We start from the raw sequence: 20068 nt of genomic DNA on the forward strand, positions 1-20068 counted from the left end.
CCGGCACTTGCCGGGTTACCATCAATATCCCCGAACGCGATCGACCTGACCCGTTACGGATTTCCCACTTTCCAGGTCCAAAATCGTACGGGAGATGTAGTCCACCGCCTCTGCCGGGCGTGTTACCGCGGCGATATGCGGCGTCATTGCCACACGCGGATGTTTCCATAGCGGGCTGGTTTCCGGCAGCGGTTCACGGCTATAGACATCCAGCATGGCACCTTTCACTTTGCCGCTGTCCAGCGATGCCAGAAGATCGTCTTCATTGAGATGAACGCCGCGCGCCAGGTTGAGCACGTAAGCGCCATCCTGCAATTGGCTGAGTAAATCAGCGTTAATAATGCCTACGGTTTCTGCCGTATTAGGCAGGAGGTTGATCAGCACGCGAGTTTGACTCAAAAACGCGCTCAGTTCCTCGGTACCGGCGAAGCTTTCCACACCAGACCAGGATTTACGCGTACGACTCCAGCAGCGTAGCGGGAACCCCCATGCTTGCAGACTTTCTGCAACTTTTGCACCTAAAACACCAGCGCCCATGATCCCGACGCTAAACTCATCGCGGGTATATTCTGGCAACGGTTGCCATTTCGCCTGGTTTTTTAATGCCTGGTAGTCATCAAAGCGACGGAACCAGTGCAATACCTGACTAACCGCATATTCCTGCATTTGCAGGCCCATCCCCGTATCTTCCAGACGGAAAAGCGGGATCGACGCATCCAACATTTCCGGATGAGCGTTTAGTTTACTGAGAATAGAATCGACGCCCGCACCCAGCGCAAATACGGCTTTTAATTTTCGTCCGGCGAGCATTTCAACCGGAGGATGCCAGACCAGCGCGTAGTCAGCATGCGCATTATCACCTGCCTTCCACTCACGGACCCGCGCGCCAGGTATGGCCTTTGTCAGCGCATTAAGCCACCAGGTTGTATCGAATGTTGGGTGATAGAAAATTATATCCATAGCGTCTCCTGAACATTGTTATGCGGAACGTACTCGCACTTATAATCATCATTTTTCGAGGGAACATCAGAGTAGCAAATTTTAGGGTGCTGGCAAAAAAAACAATTCCCGCTTATTTAAGCTGCATATTGATTGAAGTTTGTGTAAATGCACGTTTTTTTCAAAAAGTTGATTGACGCCGGAGCGGTATTTCCCTAAATTAGCGCCCGTTCCGGTAGCACAGGAACAACAATATGGTGAGGTGTCCGAGTGGCTGAAGGAGCACGCCTGGAAAGTGTGTATACGGCAACGTATCGGGGGTTCGAATCCCCCCCTCACCGCCATATTCGAGAAAGAGCTCGTACGCAAGTACGGGCTTTTTTTTCGCATGTTGCACGCCTGCGGGGGGATGAGAAGCCCCGACCGGGGGTCGACAACTGGCGCAGCCAGTTGGACAGACTGAGAGCGCAGCGAACAGGCTGCCCGAAGGGCGAGCGAAGCGAGTCAATCCCCCCCTCACCGCCATATTCGAGAAAGAGCTCGTACGCAAGTACGGGCTTTTTTTTCGCATGTTGCACGCCTGCGGGGGGATGAGAAGCCCCGACCGGGGGTCGACAACTGGCGCAGCCAGTTGGACAGACTGAGAGCGCAGCGAACAGGCTGCCCGAAGGGCGAGCGAAGCGAGTCAATCCCCCCCTCACCGCCATATTCGAGAAAGAGCTCGTACGCAAGTACGGGCTTTTTTTTCGCATGTTGCACGCCTGCGGGGGGATGAGAAGCCCCGACCGGGGGTCGACAACTGGCGCAGCCAGTTGGACAGACTGAGAGCGCAGCGAACAGGCTGCCCGAAGGGCGAGCGAAGCGAGTCAATCCCCCCCTCACCGCCATATTCGAGAAAGAGCTCGTACGCAAGTACGGGCTTTTTTTTCGCATGTTGCACGCCTGCGGGGGGATGAGAAGCTTCTGTAAATAGACCCGTTTTAGTTCCATGCATTTTTTGAGTTCCCGGCCAAATAATAGTGCTGTCGGTATTCCTTCGGCGTCATATTGTCCAGTGATTCATGCGGGCGTTCACAGTTATATTCTGACAACCATTTTTCCGTGATTTCCCGCACTTCATTCAGCGTTCTGAACAGATAAAAATCGAGTATTTCTGTACGGTATGTCCGGTTAAAGCGCTCAATGAAAGCGTTCTGCGTCGGCTTACCTGGCTGGATAAGCTCCAGTTTTACTGTATGTTTCTCTGCCCATTCGGCCAGTGCCAGAGAGATAAATTCTGGACCATTATCCATGCGCAGCATGACCGGATACCGGCGATTTGCCGCGATCCTGTCGAGTACACGGACCACTCGCTGAGCTGGCAGATTCAGATCGATTTCAATCGACAACGCCTCACGGTTAAAGTCATCAACGACATTGAACGTGCGAAAACAACGGCCACAGACCAGGGCATCATGCATAAAATCAACAGACCAGCTCTGATTCAGCGCTTCCGGTGTGGCCAGTGGCGAGGGATTACGCACCGGCAACCGCTGTTTGCCCGTACGACGAAAGTTCAGCTTTAGCAGACAGTAAATACGGTGGATCCTTTTGTGATTCCACGGGTGTCCCTGCCGCCTCAGAACCTGAAAAAGTTTCGGAAAACCGTATCGTGGGTATCGCTCGGCCACTGCCTGCAACGCGACAATAACGGGTTCGTCACGCGTGGTGTCCGGACGGTAATGGTAAACCGTTCTGCTCAGGTTAAGACTCCGGCAGGCCTGACGGATACTGAGTCCAAATGTCGTTATCAGATGAGAGACCTGCTCACGCTTAAAGGCTGGTTTTAAAGCTTTTTTTCGATAACGTCTTTCAGCGCCCGGTTCTCAAGGCTCAGGTCGGCAAACATCTGTTTGAGACGTCGGTTCTCGTCCTCAAGATCCTTGATCTTTTTAATATCAGAAGCCTCCATGCCGCCGTATCTGGACTTCCAGTTGTAGTAGGTGGCTTCAGAGATACCGGTCTCCCGGCAGACATCTTTAACAGTTCGTCCGGCTTCAACCGACTTAATCACAGCGATGATCTGATGCTCAGTAAAACGGGCTTTACGCATAGCGATCTCCTTCGTTGGCAGATTGATTATGCCGGATGATCTCTAAATGTGAATGGCACGATTATGCGGGATACTTACAATCCCATCCCACACTATATTTAGACTCTGGTGAATCCCAACAAGCATTAGCGATTCGATTAATAACAAATTTACCATTTGTTTCAAACGCTGGATACCAACCAACATCAACAATAGCCCCAAACTCAAATGATAATTGCAATAAATCCTCATCTAAGACCATTATTTGTGATTCTATATCTTGCGAAAAATCAATAGTCGATAACTCGTCAAATATACTTACAAGCTCAAAATCGGGTCCTAAAATCACATATGTTTTTTCATTTGAAAGTATTTATTATATTAATATTAGTTAAATGAAAGATAAGAAATGCCATCTTCATAGGAATATGAGGGATCTTCAGTAAGACCCCTTTACTTTTATATAACTGCTTTACCTTTCCGATAGGCATCTTTAGCTTCATTGAGACTCATCTTATTTGCCCCACCTTTTCTGTCTGGATTTCTAGACTGAAAAGGATCATCTTCCCAATTACAATTAGGACAAATATCATGTTCACCTACAGATTCAAATACCATTTCCCCGCAGCACGGGCATGCATAGTAATTATTGATCATTCCAATAGTCCATCTTGTCAGTTGGTTTAAACATCGTTCTTGGAGCACCATCTTTAGATTTGATACCCAACGTATTACTTTCGGGATGATATAACAAAATATCACCGTTATCTCTTGTTTTTGTCATAGTTCCTTTTGGGGGATTATTAACAAAGTCATGAGTGGCATCAACATATTCTTTAGAGTTAGTTAAATCAGGAAAATCAGAACCATGCTTCTTCCAGTGATTGTATGCATTTTCAACCTGTGTGATTTTCCTTCTTTGAGTCCAAATAGGATCTTCAGGTCTTTTACTTAAATAAATATAAATCGGTGGAATATCCGATATTGGCAGGATTAGAATATAATCTGCAAAATTCTTTTCTTCCGGTGCAGGGCTGGTTGTAGCCTCAATACGGGTATCTTCCGGCAGCGGATCAACAACAACCGGATTTGGTATCCTTACCGGGTTCTGGTTGCCTGTATTTGAAGGGGCACTGACACCTGAACTGTCTGGCGTCCAAATGATTGTTATACGCGGATCTTCCTCTGTGGTGAACGTATACGCTTTTCGGCTGCTGTCCCACTCCATTTTGCGCACACGCACCATATCTTTACCGGGTGGTGTATGCCAGCCATGAGGAATCAGATTACCTTTATCGTCCTGCTCCCATGTATAACGCACACGGCTTGGCGCTTCACGCATCTGTTCCAGACGCATACGGTCAATAAAGTCCTGTTCACCCTCATTGAGCCTGCCGGGCATCATTCCCACTACAATAGCTGCGATGAAAGCACCGGGACCTGCAGCGGCTATTTCTCCAAGGGTTGCCCCCCGAACAGCCCACGTTCCTGACGTAATGGCACTTCCACCTACCAGACCAAGGATACTGGCACCTTCAACAGCCATTTGAGCATTAGCAGCACTTGTCGCTGCAGCCGTTGCCCGCTGATATTCGATTTCTTCGTGATCACCGTTCAGCCATTTATACAGGGCACTTCGCTTTTTCGGTTTCGGTATATCATCTACAGGTTTCTTTTTCTTGGCGGTCTGAGCATGTTGGGGAACATCAGTATCGGATGCTGGATCGGCAGGAGGAACAGACTGATAAAATGCCAATGAAGCAAAATTAGTATGAGGTTCCTGCTCTTCCCCGGCATCATTACAGCCCTCACCACGAAGGCAGGATTTAGCAAAGACACGATTACGATCACGTTCTTCCGCCAGTCGTTTTTCCTCTGCTTTCTGCTGCTCCTGCTCTTCCCGCAGAGTGACAAGGGCGAGCAATCGCGCCTTTTCTGCCTGCTCTTCGGGCGTATCATCCTTGATATAGCAATCCGGGATTGACTGGATGAACCTTGCCCGGCACGGACAGGAACTGACACTGTCCAGCGTTCCTGCCAGCCTTCTGCCTACGTCCCATGTATCAGATGTTCCACCCAGAATTCTATACGTTCCCGGATGCTGACCGCACGACACGACGTCACCTTCCCGCGCACCCGCCACACCATACCAGCTTAGCGTTTCATCCCCGGTCAGTATCTTCCCCCCGCAGGTAGTCAGATCACCTACCCGCAGGTAAAACCCCATAGATCCCATTAGTCTGTTCTCCTGTCCTTAAAGACGTTACCTGACGAAATATCCGGGGGTCAGTTCATTGTTGTATTGACGATCCATTCCCTTTTCCTTGTCATTCCTATGGTTTAGTTGATGCAATACTAACCGAACTATGATTTGACATAAAAGTGATGTTTGTCATGAGGTAAGAAAATTAAAGACGAAACAACAAAACAGGAATTCAGATCAGGGCATTAATGAAAGGAGGTAATAACTGTAATCTTTAATGCAGATGCTTTCACCACTTTCCAGCATAAGCTTTATTCCGCCTTCACTTTCTTCCATATCGGTTGCAATACATGTCATAAAAGGTACTTTTTCGTTTATTTTAAAGATACTTATTATTTTTATGTTTTCCATTATAAGGCGGACAGTTCTCTGGCTTTCTTTGGCATAATCCCCACTATTCTGTAATGCATCCTGTACTGCATAAAATGACGGATTTACGAAAAGATAGCAATACGCCAACGAACAAACAATAATGACAACACATTGTATATAAATAATAATTAACGCGAATGATAATGAAAGTAAACATGGCAGCCCCCCTCACTGCCATATTCGAGAAAGAGCTCATACGCAAGTACGGGCTTTTTTTTCGCATGTGACCCGTCCTGAATAGCGTTAACCTGTAGGTCTGATAAGCATCGCGCTATCAAGCATCATCCCCCGCCCCGTTGCACATTATCCAATCCACTCTTATGCTGTAACAACCGCTTTCTCAAGCAATCAGGAAAATAACGGCATGTTAAACATAGAAGGAACTTTGCTGGATGAGCTCATGTCGCAGGCAGACGAAGCAGGATTTATTCCGTTGAAGGTTTTCTCGCGAAAAATCCTCAAACGTACACCGAATGAAATAAATACGTTTTTCGATCCTGACAGCCGATTCTACGAAGAGTATCAGCGAACGGTTATTTGCAACGTCAGGCATAACGTCACCATTAAAAAAACCTACACCAGCAATGGGATCTTACGAAAAGAGACTACGGTAGGTGGGATTTATAAGGATGACCTGCTGACCTTTCTGGCACAAGCGCTAAAGAAAATAGACGAAAATAACCAGCTGTTTGACCAGGCCTGCGCCAACTACTGGAGCAGCAAAAGAAAGTAATCTGCTGACGTCAAATAACAAAGCCCGGTTTCCCGGGCCTTGAAGACGGAGTACTTATCAGTTGTAAGCATTGAGCGTCCGCTGACAGAGCGCCGAACGGACGCAATCGTCTTTATTGAAACGAACAATCCCAACCATATCATCTTCTTCGAAACGGGCCAGCGCATCGCTTAGCCCTGAGCGAACGTGGGCGGGTAGATCGCACTGGGTCACATCCCCATTCACAATCACCGTCACATTCTCCCCGAGGCGAGTCAAAAACATCTTCATCTGTGCTGCAGTAACATTCTGAGCCTCGTCAAGAATGACCACTGCATTTTCAAATGTGCGTCCACGCATATAGGCGAATGGCGCGATTTCCACCTTACCAATCTCAGGCCGCAGGCAATATTGCATGAAGGAGGCCCCCAGACGTTTCACCAGCACGTCATACACTGGACGAAAATAAGGCGCAAACTTCTCGGAAACATCTCCAGGTAAGAAGCCGAGGTCTTCATCAGCTTGCAGAACTGGACGGGTTACAATGATCCTGTCCACGTCTTTGTGGATCAGGGCCTCTGCTGCTTTTGCCGCGCTGATCCAGGTTTTACCACACCCGGCTTCACCGGTAGCGAAGATCAGCTGTTTACTCTCGATAGCATTCAGGTACTGGGCCTGAGCTTCATTCCGCGCCGTGATTGGCGTGGCGTCGCGACTATCACGCGCCATACCAATCGCTTCTACGCCGCCCATCTGCACAAGCGAGGTGACCGATTCATCTTCACGTTGTTTATGACTACGCGAATCCCGCCTCAGCACACGTTTTGCTTCACGACGAGCTTTGATCACTGCTTTTTGTCTTCCCATGGATAGCACCTTGAGTTGTAGGTATACATCACACGCGCCGTTGGCGGCACGATTATGCGCACGAACATCTGAGGGTTGGCTTCCTTGTAAGCCATTGCTTGCTTTCGGATAAGACGCCACACACGGCTACGCGCACCGTACAAGGTGTCAGTTACGAAGATAAGAAGTGAAAGGGAGAGAGATTTAGCGGTGACGAGGTGGCTACCGGAAGAGAAACGTCCGCGTAACGTACTGCTGCTACTGTGAAAAATGTGTCCAATACAGGACTTTTCCATCGCGATCTCCATAGTGAACGACTATCACCGCCGGGAACTACCGCTGTTTCTTATAATTACATCATAATCTTTCGTTAATGCAACAATATTTTTACTTGCCGTTAACTTAAATTCTATCTAATCACCAGAGACAGTCTCTTGCAGAGAGATGACAGAATTATTTCAGTCTCGTACCGATCATAAAAAATAATTTGTTCATTCATACAGATGTCAGGAAAAGCCCCGCTGTACAACGGGGCGTAATCATCAGGCTTCGAGGAGAGACTGTCCCAGATATTTATCTGCGGTTTTGACACCCGGCAAAGCAAAGAAGTAGCCCCCACCAATTGGTTTGACGTACTCTTCCAGCGCTTCACCGTTGAGGCGTTTCTGCACAGTCAAAAAGCCTTTTTCCAGATCGTGTTGATAGCAGACAAACAACAGTCCCATATCCAGTTGACCGGATGGGGTCACACCGAGCGAATAGCTGTAGCCACGGCGCATCATCAGGCTGGAGTCGGTCTCTTTCGTGCGCGGATTCGCCAGGCGGATATGACTGTCGAGCGCAATCACCTCACCTTCGGGATCGCTGGCATAGTCAGGCACATCGTGCTCGTGCTGCATACCCAGCGGCGCGCCGGTGTGTTTATCTCGACCAAATATCGTTTGCTGCTCTTTCAGCGGCGTACGATCCCAGAACTCGACGCGAAACTGAATGAGCCTGACGGCCTGATAACTACCACCTTGCGCCCAGACAGGTTCGCCCTGCCCGTCCGTAACCCACACCACATCTTGCATCAACTTCGCATCCGTCGCGTCCGGATTCGCGGTGCCATCCTTAAAGCCAAGCAAGTTGACCGGGGTCTCTTTGCCTTTGCTGCGCGCGGCATGGTCGGAAATAAACCCTTCACGTTTCCAGCGCACGCTAAGGAGATCGGGCGTATGTTTAATGATATCGCGCAGCGCATGGATAACGGTGTCCTGCGTGTTGGCACAAATCTGCAGCAGCAAATCACCATGGCACAGCGCCGCATCCAGCGAATCATTCGGGAAGCGGGTCATTTTTTGCAGCTTTTTCGGCATCTGCGATTTCAGGCCATAACGTTCATCAAATAGCGAGGCGCCGACTGACAACGTCATCGTCAGGTTGTCTGGCGCAATGTATGCGCCGAGGATACCGGAATCCATAGGGGGTAAACGCGGGTTCGGCGTATCCGGCGCCGGCCCGCCCGTGGTCAGAAACACAAATCGGGCGGTCAGCAAGCGGAACAAGCGTTCCAGATCAGCCTTATCGCTGGCGAGAACATCGAACGCCACCAGCATCATCGATGCCTGCTGCGGCGTCAGGATCCCTGCCTGATGCTGACCATAAAACGGCTGCGCTTCACTACGCGCATCGGGGGACAGCGTTCCCGGCGCACTTTGTGGTTTTTGCGCGTGGGCAACCGGACATCCACCCGCCAGCGCCAGCGCCCCACCCAGGGCGCCCATCCCTTTCAGTAAACGTCGGCGTGAAGGTTCGCTCACGCCGTTTTCATTATCTTGCTGCATTTTGCTTAATCCAGACCCAGAACACCGCGTAATTGCGACAAGTCTTCCGCCAGCGTCGTGATTGGCCCTTTCAGCGCATTGCGATCGGCGTCGGTCAGTTTGTCATAGGTTTCAAAACCGTCTTTGGTACGGTACTTGCTCAGAATGGTATCGACTTTTTTGAAGTTCGCATCCACCTTCGCCAACAGCTCAGCATTGGATTTTTGTAACTGAGGGCGCAGGAGATCGACGATTTTCTGCGCGCCATCGATATTGGCCTGGAAATCCCACAGATCGGTATGGCTGTAGCGATCCTCTTCTCCGCTAATTTTGCTGGCAGCGACTTCTTCAATCAGTCCTGCTGCCCCGCCAACCACTTTTGACGGTGGGAAGGCCAGTTCGCTAATACGCGTTTGCAGGTCAAGAACATCGCGGTTTAATTGGTCGGCATACTTGTCCATACCTTTGGTGGTGTTGTCGCCGAACAACGCTTTCTCCAGACGGTGGAAGCCGGTGAATTTAGGATCGGCGGCTTTTTGCTCATAATCATCTTCACGTGCATCGATGCTGCCGTCGAGATCGGAGAACAGTTCAGCAATCGGTTCAATACGCTCATAATGCTGACGAGTTGGCGCATACAGCGATTTCGCTTTTTCCAGATCGCCAGCTTTAATCGCATCGGTGAATGCTTTGGTGCCCGCAACCAGTTGTGCAGTTTCGGCTGTCACATAGGCTTTGTATTCAGTAATTGCGCCACTTAGGCTCAGCAGAGCATCGCCCTGCGCGGCATCCGACGTTGCGCTACCTTTTACAATGAGTTTGCCTTTCGGGTTGGTCAACAGACCGCAGGTCATATCATATTCACCAGGCTGCAGGTTAGCTGTCATTTTCTGGCTAAAGCCCGGCGCAATGTTTTCACGTTCTTCAACCACCATAACCCCTTTAAGGATCTCCCACTCCAGCGCTTTCTGGCTGTGGTTCTGGATGATGAACTGCGTTTTCCCAGCGTTAACCGTGATCGTCATCGGCTCACACTGTTTGTCGTTAACCGTGACTTTCACCTGCGGAATATCGGCGGCTTGTGCAGAAAAAGCGGAGGCAAACAGCGCGGCAATACCCAACTGCAGCGCACTACGGCGAAAATTAAACGTCATAACCTATCCCTATAAATAAGTATGTTGTAACTAATGAGTATTCTGCATCGCGTTTTTATCAGGGTGCGGTACGCGATGCCGTAGTGCCTGAACGCGGCGGCAGTGCAAACAAAATCAATGCCGGAATCAGGTAGATAAACCAAACGGCGACTTCACTGACGCTCGGCGCTTCCTGATAGCCGAAAATACCTTCCATCAATGTGCCAAACAGCGAATGCGTCGAAAGCACACTGCTCATGTCAAACGCCACATCCTGAAAATGATTCCATAACCCGGCTTCGTGGAACGCGCGGATGGCCCCAGCGGCAAGACCCGCGGCCACCAGCAAAATGAACAGGCTGGTCCATTTGAAGAATGCCCCGAGGTTGAGGCGAATGCCGCCGAGGTAAATCAAGTAACCCAGTACCACCGCGGTGGCCAGCCCCAGCATCGCACCTAACGGTGGCCAAATGCCTACATCCTGCTGGAATGCCGCCAGCAGAAAGAACACCGATTCCAGGCCTTCACGGGCAACGGCAAAAAAGACCATCATCACCAGCGCCCAGCCGTGATGATTGCCGCGTTGCAACGCGTTATCGACAGCCTGTTCAAGCTGGACTTTGACGTTGCGCGAAACTTTACGCATCCAGAACACCATCCAGGTGAGGATCACCACGGCAATGACCGCCACGATGCCTTCAAACAGCTCCTGTTCCTTTTGCGGAAATTCACCGGTGGTTTCATTGATGAAAACGCCTAACGCCAGACATAACGCCGCCGCCAGCAGAACACCAATCCACATCACACCAATCCATCGACCACGCTGAGTCCGTTTCAGGTAGCTGGCAATCAGGCTGACTATCAGCGCGGCCTCTAACCCTTCGCGCAACATAATAAGAAATGGAACAAACATGCGAAGAACCCTTAAACGTTATTCTCAGTCAATTGATGAAAAGAAAAGTAAATTACAGTGATAGTGATTATCATTACAGTAAAGAAAAACTCAAGCAGAATGTTTTGAGAATGATGACTTAATGTAAACAGTTAGGCGGGTAACGATTAGGGCGGTTTTGCAGCGGGGACAAATAAAAAAGCCCGCACGCGGCGGGCTTAAAGATCGAGGCGGATTACTCTGCCTGTAAACGTGATGGCGGAGCTGTGTGATAATGCGCATCAGCCTCGGCAAAACGTTGCTGCATAGCGGCTGAAGGCGCTTTACCCAACAGGCTGAAGACCACAATACCGATGCTGCCGAAAATAAAGCCTGGGATGATTTCATACAGACCCAACCAGGCAAACTGCTTCCAGACGATTACCGTCACCGCACCGATGAGCATCCCGGCCAGCGCGCCGTTACGCGTCATACGCGACCACATTACGGAGAACAGAACCACCGGACCAAACGCCGCGCCAAAGCCGGCCCAGGCGTAGCTTACCAGACCAAGCACACGGTTCTCCGGGTTCGCCGCCAGCGCGATAGACACCAGCGCCACAACCAGCACCATGATGCGACCAATCCATACCAGTTCTTTCTGGCTGGCATTTTTACGCAGGAACGCTTTATACAAGTCTTCGGTGATTGCACTGGAGCACACCAGCAGCTGGCAGCTCAGGGTCGACATCACCGCTGCGAGGATAGCAGACAGCAGAATACCGGCAATCCACGGGTTGAACAGGATTTGCGCCAGTTCAATAAACACGCGTTCGGCGTTCTGGTTAACGGCACCGGCAAGCTGTGGGTTGTTGTTAAAGTAAGCGATACCAAAGAAGCCAACGGCAACTGCACCTGCCAGACACAGGATCATCCAGGTCATACTGATGCGGCGAGCATGAACAATGCTATGGTGAGAATCAGCCGCCATAAAGCGCGCCAGAATATGCGGCTGACCGAAATAGCCCAGACCCCAGCCCATCAGGGAAATAATGGCAACAAAATTCAGCCCTTTGAACATGTCCACGTTCTCAATGCTCTTTTGTTTAATCACTTCCAGCGAATCGTCAAACCCACCCACGCCAATGACTACCATCACCGGCGTCAGGATCAGGGCGAAGATCATCAGGCTGGCCTGGACGGTATCGGTCCAGCTTACCGCCAGGAAACCACCGATAAAGGTATAAATAATCGTCGCGGCCGCCCCCGCCCACAGCGCTGTTTCGTAACTCATGCCAAAGGTGCTTTCAAACAGACGCGCCCCTGCCACAATACCGGAAGCACAATAGATGGTGAAAAACAGCAGAATAACCAGCGCGGAGATAATACGCAGAATTCGGCTTTTATCTTCAAAGCGACCGGTAAAGTAATCCGGTAACGTCAGCGCATTGTTATTGTATTCGGTATGCACGCGTAAACGTCCGGCCACCAGTTTCCAGTTGATCCACGCGCCCAAAATAAGGCCAATAGCAATCCAACTTTCTGAAATCCCCGACAGGAAAATCGCGCCAGGCAGCCCCATCAGCAACCAGCCGCTCATGTCAGATGCCCCGGCGGATAACGCGGTCACGAATGGACCCAGACTGCGTCCACCCAGAATGTAATCGTCAAAGTTTTTGGTTGAACGCCATGCAATAAACCCTATCAATATCATGCCGAAAATATAGACACAGAATGTCACTAACATCGGTGTGCTAATAGCCATCAAAACTCTCCAAAATTATGTATCAGCAATGCCGTGGCTTGCCGTTTTATTACCCTGCCGGAACGTGGCAAAGATATCTATGTTTACCAGGGCGACCGTATCCTGCCGGAAGCGATGGTCATTCACAATCGATTTAACACACCATTTACATCAAATTTGATCCAGAGTAGATAGCATTTTTCTGTAGGTTGCACTCTCTCACACTTTTTTCGGTTGCACCTTTTAAAAGTGTTAACTACCGCAGAGAAAAAGATTCGGCAACTTTTATATCCCCCGTCAAAACACTCACGTTTATTAACATTTCATTCATTTCCAAGCTTGCAAACCAAGTCACATTTAACACGGTTGCACAAAGTTGCAACATAGTGGATATTTCTCGGTAACTATCAGACCCGTATTTCAGTACAACAGGAGTAAACGGCATGGGAACCACCACGATGGGGGTTAAGCTGGATGACGCCACTCGCGAGCGTATTAAAACAGCAGCATCACGAATCGATCGCACGCCACATTGGCTGATCAAACAAGCCATTTTTAATTATCTCGAAAGACTGGAAAATGACGACGCGCTTCCTGAACTACCAGCCCTGCTGGCGGGTGCTGCGAATGAGGGCGATGAGTCGACCACGCTGCAAAATGAAGCGCATCAGCCTTTCCTGGAATTTGCTGAACAGATCCTGCCGCAGTCAGTTTCCCGCGCGGCAATCACCGCTGCTTACCGCCGCGCCGAAACTGACGCCGTACCTATGCTGATGGAGCAGGCTCGTCTGCCGCAGCCTATCGCCGAGCAGGCGCATAAGCTGGCATACGATCTGGCAGACAAACTGCGTAACCAGAAGACCGCCAGCGGCCGCGCCGGGATGGTACAAGGTTTATTGCAGGAATTCTCCCTTTCTTCACAGGAAGGCGTCGCGCTGATGTGTCTGGCCGAAGCCTTGCTGCGTATTCCAGATAAAGCGACCCGCGATGCGTTAATCCGCGACAAGATCAGCAACGGTAACTGGCAGTCGCACATTGGCCGCAGCCCGTCTCTGTTCGTCAACGCGGCGACCTGGGGGCTGTTGTTTACCGGTCGTCTGGTTTCAACGCATAACGAAGCCAGCCTCTCACGCTCACTCAACCGTATTATCGGCAAGAGCGGTGAGCCGCTGGTGCGTAAAGGCGTCGACATGGCCATGCGCTTGATGGGCGAGCAGTTTGTCACCGGGGAGACCATCGCTGAAGCGCTGGCTAACGCGCGTAAACTGGAAGAAAAAGGCTTCCGTTACTCCTATGACATGCTGGGCGAAGCGGCCCTGACCGCCGCCGATGCACAGGCTTATATGGTTTCATACCAGCAGGCGATCCACGCCATTGGTAAAGCCTCTAACGGGCGCGGTATCTACGAAGGGCCAGGTATTTCTATCAAGCTGTCGGCACTGCATCCGCGTTACAGCCGTGCGCAGTACGATCGCGTGATGGATGAACTCTATCCTCGTCTGAAATCGCTTACTCTGCTGGCACGTCAGTACGACATCGGCATTAATATCGACGCCGAAGAGGCTGACCGACTGGAGATCTCCCTCGATCTGCTGGAAAAACTGTGCTTTGAACCCGAACTGGCAGGCTGGAACGGGATCGGTTTTGTTATCCAGGCCTACCAGAAGCGCTGCCCGTATGTTATCGACTATCTGATTGACCTCGCCACGCGCAGCCGCCGCCGCCTGATGATCCGTCTGGTTAAGGGCGCCTACTGGGATAGCGAAATTAAACGTGCCCAGATGGACGGTCTGGAAGGTTATCCGGTCTACACCCGTAAGGTGTACACCGACGTTTCTTACCTGGCCTGTGCGAAAAAACTGCTTGCCGTACCGAATCTGATCTACCCGCAGTTCGCCACCCACAACGCCCATACGCTGGCGGCGATTTATCAGTTAGCCGGTCAAAACTACTATCCAGGCCAGTACGAGTTCCAGTGCCTGCACGGCATGGGCGAACCGCTGTATGAGCAGGTCACCGGCAAAGTTGCGGATGGCAAACTGAACCGTCCATGCCGCATTTATGCACCGGTCGGCACGCACGAAACGCTGCTGGCGTACCTGGTGCGTCGTCTGCTGGAAAACGGCGCCAACACCTCGTTCGTCAACCGCATTGCCGACACGACACTGCCGCTGGATGAACTGGTTGCCGATCCGGTCGAGGCTGTTGAAAAACTGGCGCAGCAAGAAGGTCAGGCCGGTCTGCCGCATCCGAAGATTGCCCTGCCGCGTGACCTGTACGGTAAAGGCCGCGAAAACTCAGGCGGGCTGGATTTAGCTAACGAACATCGTCTGGCCTCGCTGTCCTCTGCCCTGCTCAACAGCGCGCTACAAAAATGGCACGCTAAACCCATTCTGGAGCACCCGGTTGCTGACGGCGAAATGACGCCAGTCGTTAACCCGGCCGAGCCGAAAGACATTGTCGGTTACGTGCGTGAGGCGACTCACGCTGAAGTGGAACAGGCGTTACAGAACGCAGCGAATAACGCACCGATCTGGTTCGCCACACCGCCACAAGAGCGCGCCGCCATTTTGCATCGTGCCGCCGTTCTGATGGAAGGTCAGATGCAGCAGTTGATTGGCATCCTGGTACGCGAAGCGGGTAAAACCTTCAGCAACGCCATTGCGGAAGTGCGCGAAGCGGTAGACTTCCTGCATTATTATGCCGGTCAGGTTCGCGATGATTTCGATAATGAAACCCATCGACCGTTAGGACCCGTGGTTTGTATCAGCCCATGGAACTTCCCGCTGGCCATTTTCACCGGGCAGATTGCCGCCGCGCTGGCGGCGGGTAACAGCGTGCTGGCGAAACCGGCGGAACAAACCCCGTTAATTGCCGCCCAGGGCATCGCTATTTTGCTCGAAGCGGGTGTACCGCCGGGCGTGGTGCAACTGTTGCCTGGTCAGGGTGAAACCGTCGGGGCGCAGCTCACTTCCGATGAGCGCGTACGCGGCGTCATGTTTACCGGCTCAACGGAAGTCGCCACGCTGTTGCAACGCAATATTGCCACCCGCCTTGATGCTCAGGGGCGTCCAATCCCGCTTATCGCCGAAACCGGTGGGATGAACGCAATGATTGTCGACTCCTCCGCGTTGACGGAACAGGTCGTGGTCGACGTTCTGGCTTCAGCGTTTGACAGCGCCGGACAGCGCTGCTCCGCGCTGCGCGTCCTGTGTCTGCAGGACGATGTAGCCGACCATACGCTGAAAATGCTGCGCGGCGCGATGGCTGAATGTCGCATGGGTAATCCTGGTCGCCTGACCACGGATATTGGGCCGGTAATTGATGAAGAAGCCAAAACCAATATTGAGCGCCATATTCAGGCCATGCGCGCCAAAGGACGCCCGGTGTTTCAGGCCGTGCGCGAAAACAGTGACGATGCGCGTGAATGGCAAACCGGTACATTTATTGCTCCGACGCTGATCGAGCTGGAAAGCTTCGACGAATTACAAAAAGAGGTGTTTGGTCCGGTACTGCACGTCGTGCGCTACACCCGTAACAATCTGGGCAACCTGATTGAGCAAATTAATGCTTCCGGCTACGGCCTGACGCTGGGCGTACACACCCGTATCGATGAAACCATCGCCCAGGTCACAGGATCGGCACACGTGGGGAACCTGTACGTTAACCGCAATATGGTCGGTGCCGTTGTCGGCGTGCAGCCATTCGGTGGCGAAGGCTTGTCTGGTACCGGGCCAAAAGCAGGTGGACCGCTGTATCTGTATCGCCTGCTGGCTAACCGCCCGGAAAATGCGTTAGGCATTACGCTTGCCCGACAGGATGCCGACTACCCGGTCGATGCGCAGCTTAAAGCTGCACTCGTTCAGCCGCTGGAAGCGCTCAGCGAATGGGCAACCGATCGGCCCTCACTGCAGGCGCTCTGCCAGCAGTTTGGCGAACTGGCGCAGGCCGGTACTCAGCGTCTGCTGCCAGGACCCACTGGCGAGCGCAATACCTGGACGCTGTTGCCGCGTGAACGCGTACTGTGTATCGCCGATGATGAACAGGACGCGCTGGTACAGGTTGCCGCCGTGGCTTCCGTTGGTAGCTTAATCCTGTGGCCAGATGATGCGTTCCATCGTGAACTGGCAAAACGTCTGCCAGCCGCCGTCTCCGGGCGCATTCAGTTTGCCAAAGCGGACAACATCACTACGCAGCCGTTTGATGCCGTTATTTTCCACGGCGATTCTGACCAACTGCGTTCCCTGTGCGAAGCGGTAGCTGCCCGCGAAGGGGCGATTGTATCAGTCCAGGGCTTTGCCCGTGGCGAAAGCAATATTCTGCTGGAGAGGCTGTACATTGAACGCTCCTTGAGCGTCAATACCGCCGCTGCCGGGGGGAACGCCAGCCTGATGACAATCGGCTAAGGTTGTGGTTAATTAAGGCTCCGGTTAGGGGGTAATGCCTGTCAATTAAGCATTACGGCGAACATGTGATTTCGGCTCAGGGTTCCGTTCACCTCAGTGGTATCACTTTTCTGAGGCTCAGACACCCGTGAACGTGCAAGAGAGGCTCACCGCCGCCTCCCTTGCATCCCTGGCTCCCGGCGGGAAAATCGTCGCTGCGCGATTCATTCGTCTTATGCCGTCTGCCTGTCGGGTCGGGGCCGGGCCTGCGTCCCTGCAGGCCGCCCCCTCTGCCCGCATCCCTGCGGGCAGACCCGGTCAGCCGTCAACGCCTCATCGATTTTCAGCCGGACCGGGGTCATCGCTGCAACGCACTGACTTCCAGTTAACTCTGTTTTGCTGTTCAGATAAAAAACGCAGGTGGTCAGGTGTGGGCTGGTCCGGCTGAAAATTGCCGACGTGTTTCCGTAAGGCCGGGAGAACCCGCAGGGATGCGGGTTCAGGGCGCGTTTTACAGGGAAGTTTCCTCGCGCCCGGCCCGGTAGCCTGGAGGAATAAACGGAGGGGACCACGAAGTGACAATTTTCCCGCCGGGAGCCGGGATTGTTAAGGGTACGGCGATAGTACCCTTAACACGTTCACAGGGAGGATCGTTTCAGAGAAGTGACAAACATAAGGTGAACGTAGCAATATACCGGAGGCAACAGATTCATTACCTCCGTATGTGCCACTCATCCTCGTTAACTGACAAGCATGACTCCGGTAACGGGGCCTTTTTTTATGGATCCAGAGGGAAGCATGAAACGAATCGTACTGACATGTGCAGCGCTGCTGTTGAGCGGCCAGGCGCTGGCGGATGACTGCGCCAACGCGAACACTCAGATTGAGATGAACACCTGTGCGGCAGAGCAGTTTAAGGCGGCCGACACCAAACTTAATGACACTTATCAGAATGCGCTTAAGCGCGCCGCCCCGACCCAGCGCGATTTACTGAAAAAAGCGCAAATCTCATGGATAACCCTGCGCGATGCGGACTGCGCGTTAATCAGTTCCGGCACCGAAGGCGGTAGTGCCCAGGCGATGATTTCCAGCCAGTGCCTGACGGATAAAACCAACGAGCGTGAAGCGTTTCTCGCCTCGCTCTTACAGTGCGAAGAGGGCGATTTAAGCTGTCCGTTACCGCCTGCCAGTTAACGCACGCGGATCCCTTCAATAATCATCCGCTGCACGCTCTCCACCGTTTGGTTAAAAAAGGCTTCATCACGCAGCGTTGCGCCCGTTACCGCCTCTACCTGTGGGGCAAAGTCGGCGTAGTGCTGGGTTGAAGCCCAAATCATAAAAATCAGATGATGCGGATCGACCGGAGCCAGTTTCCCACTTTTGATCCAACCGGCAATCAGCGCCGATTTCTCATCAATTAGCGTTTTGAGATCGCCCGTTAATTCAGCCATCAATAAAGGCGCACCTGCCAGCATCTCCATACAAAATAGCCGTGAAGCCTGAGGGTAATCGCGCGACACTTCCAGCTTAAGGCGAATGTATTCTTTAATGGCCACCAGCGGCGCAAAGTCTTCACGAAAAGCCTTCAACGGAGCCAGCCAGACGTCGAGGATTTGCCGCAAAACGGCAATATAGAGCACCTCTTTTGACGGGTAGTAATAAAGCAGATTCGTTTTTGACACACCCGCCTGCTCAGCGACCTGTTCGAGACGCGTGCCGTGGATCCCATATTGGGAGAAGATATTTAATGCCGCGGTTAATATGGCCTGGCGTTTTGCACTGACGGCCTGCGAGCGCTTACCTGTTTTTTTCTCTGCGCGTTGGACCATGCGCCCTCTCCTTCTTGTGAGGGCGTCAGCATACCAAATCACGCGGTGAATGGTTAAATTAAAGCGACTCCGGCGGTGCCTCTTGCACTACCCCTTTTTTCTTTTTGAACTTCAGTTCGCTGACCAGCACGCCAACAATAATGAATGCTGCGCCGAGCAAAGCCAGTAGCGGTAAGCGTTCCCCCGCCAGGCGACCAAAGATCCCCGCCCACACCGGCTCACCGGTATAAATGACCGTCGCGCGCGTCGGCGAAACGCTGCGCTGTGCCCAGTTCATGGTGACCTGAATAATCGCACTGAAAATCCCCAACCCCAGCGCCACCACCAGCAATCCCGTAGACATCGGTGGTACGGTCTCTCCGGCCGGTCCCATCGCAATAAACGCCACTATCGAAGCGGTTGCCAGTTGTACCACCGTTACCCGCCGCACATCCACTTTTCCCGCCCACGCGCTAATCAGGATAATTTCTGCCGCAATCGCCACCGCGCCGGCGAGGGTGATCCACTCTCCTTCGCCTAAAGCCAGCAAATTGCCTCCTGGTCCGGCGAGAAAAACCAACCCGATAAAGGCCAGAACAATGCCAACACACGGCATCAGGCCGGGCATACGCCCCAGACACAGCCATTGTAAAAGCGGTACCAACGGCACATACATCGCGGTAATAAACGCCGATTTACTGCTGGGAATAAACTGTAGCCCCCAGGTTTGCAGACTATAGCCCAACGCAATTGCGATACCGATCGCAACGCCTGCTTTGACTTCCAGCCACGTCAGTTTATGCAATGTGCGTAGTGACAAAAGCGCGACCGCCAGCGCAGCGGTGGCAAAACGCACGCCGACAAAGAAAAAAGGTCCGCTCAGGGTAACGGCATATTGCACTGCCAAAAACGTGCCACCCCAGAACATAGTGATCACAATGAGGATCGCTTCCTGAGGTTTAACAGAGAAGGAATAACGAGAAAGTAATGACATGAGACACCCGATTAACTGAATGTCGTTAGTCTGCGTTGCGTTTTGTTACAGTTCAACCTTGCAGACAAAAAAACCGCCGGAAGAAACCGGCGGCGGTGGGTGGCTACGTAACGTCTGACTCTGAT

At 52.0% G+C, this 20068-nt stretch carries 16 protein-coding genes and 1 tRNA gene; 4 read left to right on the plus strand and 13 right to left on the minus strand.

Annotation, left to right across the window (positions count from 1 at the left end):
* Nucleotides 1-21 precede the first annotated feature (21 nt).
* A complete protein-coding gene (ghrA, locus tag HV345_RS14760; protein WP_019076444.1) occupies nucleotides 22-960 on the minus strand; it encodes a glyoxylate/hydroxypyruvate reductase GhrA in 939 nt (312 codons plus the stop codon).
* Between the two features lie 235 nt (nucleotides 961-1195).
* Here ghrA and HV345_RS14765 point away from each other — a divergent pair.
* Nucleotides 1196-1283, plus strand: a tRNA-Ser gene (locus HV345_RS14765).
* A gap of 636 nt (nucleotides 1284-1919) precedes the next feature.
* On the opposite strand, the gene HV345_RS14770 is transcribed toward HV345_RS14765, so the two are convergent.
* The 4 genes from HV345_RS14770 to HV345_RS14785 form a co-directional block, all read right to left on the minus strand.
* Nucleotides 1920-3031, minus strand: a protein-coding gene (locus HV345_RS14770; protein WP_181635738.1) for an IS3 family transposase whose coding sequence is annotated in 2 segments (ribosomal slippage) — nucleotides 1920-2770 and nucleotides 2770-3031 — 1113 coding nt in all. Because the reading frame shifts where the segments join, the coding sequence is not laid out codon by codon here.
* 61 nt (nucleotides 3032-3092) lie between these two features.
* The gene (locus tag HV345_RS14775; RefSeq protein ID WP_181635739.1) at nucleotides 3093-3359 is read right to left on the minus strand and encodes a hypothetical protein; all 267 of its coding nucleotides are present in this window, start codon (nucleotides 3357-3359) and stop codon (nucleotides 3093-3095) included.
* A 110-nt stretch (nucleotides 3360-3469) separates the two neighbouring features.
* Entirely contained in the window at nucleotides 3470-3718 is a 249-nt protein-coding gene (locus HV345_RS26715) for a CPCC family cysteine-rich protein (RefSeq protein ID WP_370468715.1), read from the minus strand.
* Nucleotides 3657-5246, minus strand: coding sequence for an S-type pyocin domain-containing protein (locus HV345_RS14785; protein ID WP_181635740.1), 1590 nt, complete (start codon nucleotides 5244-5246; stop codon nucleotides 3657-3659). Before HV345_RS14785 ends, HV345_RS26715 begins: the two co-directional genes overlap by 62 nt.
* Before the next feature lie 763 nt (nucleotides 5247-6009).
* On the opposite strand from HV345_RS14785, the gene HV345_RS14790 reads away from it, so the two are divergent.
* Nucleotides 6010-6378: a hypothetical protein gene (locus HV345_RS14790; RefSeq protein ID WP_080858584.1), complete on the plus strand. Its 369-nt coding sequence runs from the start codon at nucleotides 6010-6012 to the stop codon at nucleotides 6376-6378.
* A gap of 57 nt (nucleotides 6379-6435) precedes the next feature.
* Here the strand turns inward: HV345_RS14790 and phoH are convergent, their stop codons facing one another.
* The 6 genes from phoH to putP all read right to left on the minus strand — a co-directional run bounded on the left by phoH (nucleotide 6436) and on the right by putP (nucleotide 12777).
* The gene (gene phoH / locus HV345_RS14795; RefSeq protein WP_016152592.1) at nucleotides 6436-7224 is read right to left on the minus strand and encodes a phosphate starvation-inducible protein PhoH; all 789 of its coding nucleotides are present in this window, start codon (nucleotides 7222-7224) and stop codon (nucleotides 6436-6438) included.
* Nucleotides 7203-7499 (minus strand): hypothetical protein, encoded by a 297-nt coding sequence (locus tag HV345_RS14800; RefSeq protein WP_181546117.1) that lies wholly within the window; start codon nucleotides 7497-7499, stop codon nucleotides 7203-7205. Before HV345_RS14800 ends, phoH begins: the two co-directional genes overlap by 22 nt.
* A 246-nt stretch (nucleotides 7500-7745) precedes the next feature.
* Nucleotides 7746-9029, minus strand: a complete 1284-nt coding sequence (gene efeB, locus HV345_RS14805) for an iron uptake transporter deferrochelatase/peroxidase subunit (protein ID WP_181635741.1) — start codon at nucleotides 9027-9029, stop codon at nucleotides 7746-7748.
* A gap of 5 nt (nucleotides 9030-9034) precedes the next feature.
* Nucleotides 9035-10162: an iron uptake system protein EfeO gene (gene efeO / locus HV345_RS14810; protein ID WP_181635742.1), complete on the minus strand. Its 1128-nt coding sequence runs from the start codon at nucleotides 10160-10162 to the stop codon at nucleotides 9035-9037.
* A gap of 58 nt (nucleotides 10163-10220) precedes the next feature.
* Nucleotides 10221-11054: an iron uptake transporter permease EfeU gene (gene efeU / locus HV345_RS14815; protein WP_103766129.1), complete on the minus strand. Its 834-nt coding sequence runs from the start codon at nucleotides 11052-11054 to the stop codon at nucleotides 10221-10223.
* A gap of 214 nt (nucleotides 11055-11268) precedes the next feature.
* Nucleotides 11269-12777: a sodium/proline symporter PutP gene (putP, locus tag HV345_RS14820; protein ID WP_016152586.1), complete on the minus strand. Its 1509-nt coding sequence runs from the start codon at nucleotides 12775-12777 to the stop codon at nucleotides 11269-11271.
* 422 nt (nucleotides 12778-13199) lie between these two features.
* On the opposite strand from putP, the gene putA reads away from it, so the two are divergent.
* Together putA and HV345_RS14830 are read left to right on the plus strand one after the other, a co-directional pair.
* A complete protein-coding gene (gene putA, locus HV345_RS14825; RefSeq protein WP_016152585.1) occupies nucleotides 13200-17162 on the plus strand; it encodes a trifunctional transcriptional regulator/proline dehydrogenase/L-glutamate gamma-semialdehyde dehydrogenase in 3963 nt (1320 codons plus the stop codon).
* Between the two features lie 777 nt (nucleotides 17163-17939).
* Nucleotides 17940-18335 carry a lysozyme inhibitor LprI family protein gene (locus HV345_RS14830; protein ID WP_016156166.1) on the plus strand — a complete coding sequence of 132 codons (396 nt, stop codon included), beginning with the start codon at nucleotides 17940-17942 and terminating at the stop codon, nucleotides 18333-18335.
* Here HV345_RS14830 and rutR read toward each other — a convergent pair.
* Together rutR and HV345_RS14840 are read right to left on the minus strand one after the other, a co-directional pair.
* Nucleotides 18332-18970: an HTH-type transcriptional regulator RutR gene (gene rutR, locus HV345_RS14835; RefSeq protein WP_016152583.1), complete on the minus strand. Its 639-nt coding sequence runs from the start codon at nucleotides 18968-18970 to the stop codon at nucleotides 18332-18334. The two genes, HV345_RS14830 and rutR, sit on opposite strands and share 4 nt — an antisense overlap.
* A 58-nt stretch (nucleotides 18971-19028) precedes the next feature.
* Complete coding sequence (locus HV345_RS14840; RefSeq protein ID WP_181635743.1) at nucleotides 19029-19943, minus strand: DMT family transporter; 915 nt, start codon at nucleotides 19941-19943, stop codon at nucleotides 19029-19031.
* Nucleotides 19944-20068 lie beyond the last annotated feature (125 nt).

The organism is Citrobacter sp. RHBSTW-00986 (assembly GCF_013783065.1).
In the GTDB taxonomy this organism is placed as follows: domain Bacteria; phylum Pseudomonadota; class Gammaproteobacteria; order Enterobacterales; family Enterobacteriaceae; genus Citrobacter; species Citrobacter braakii.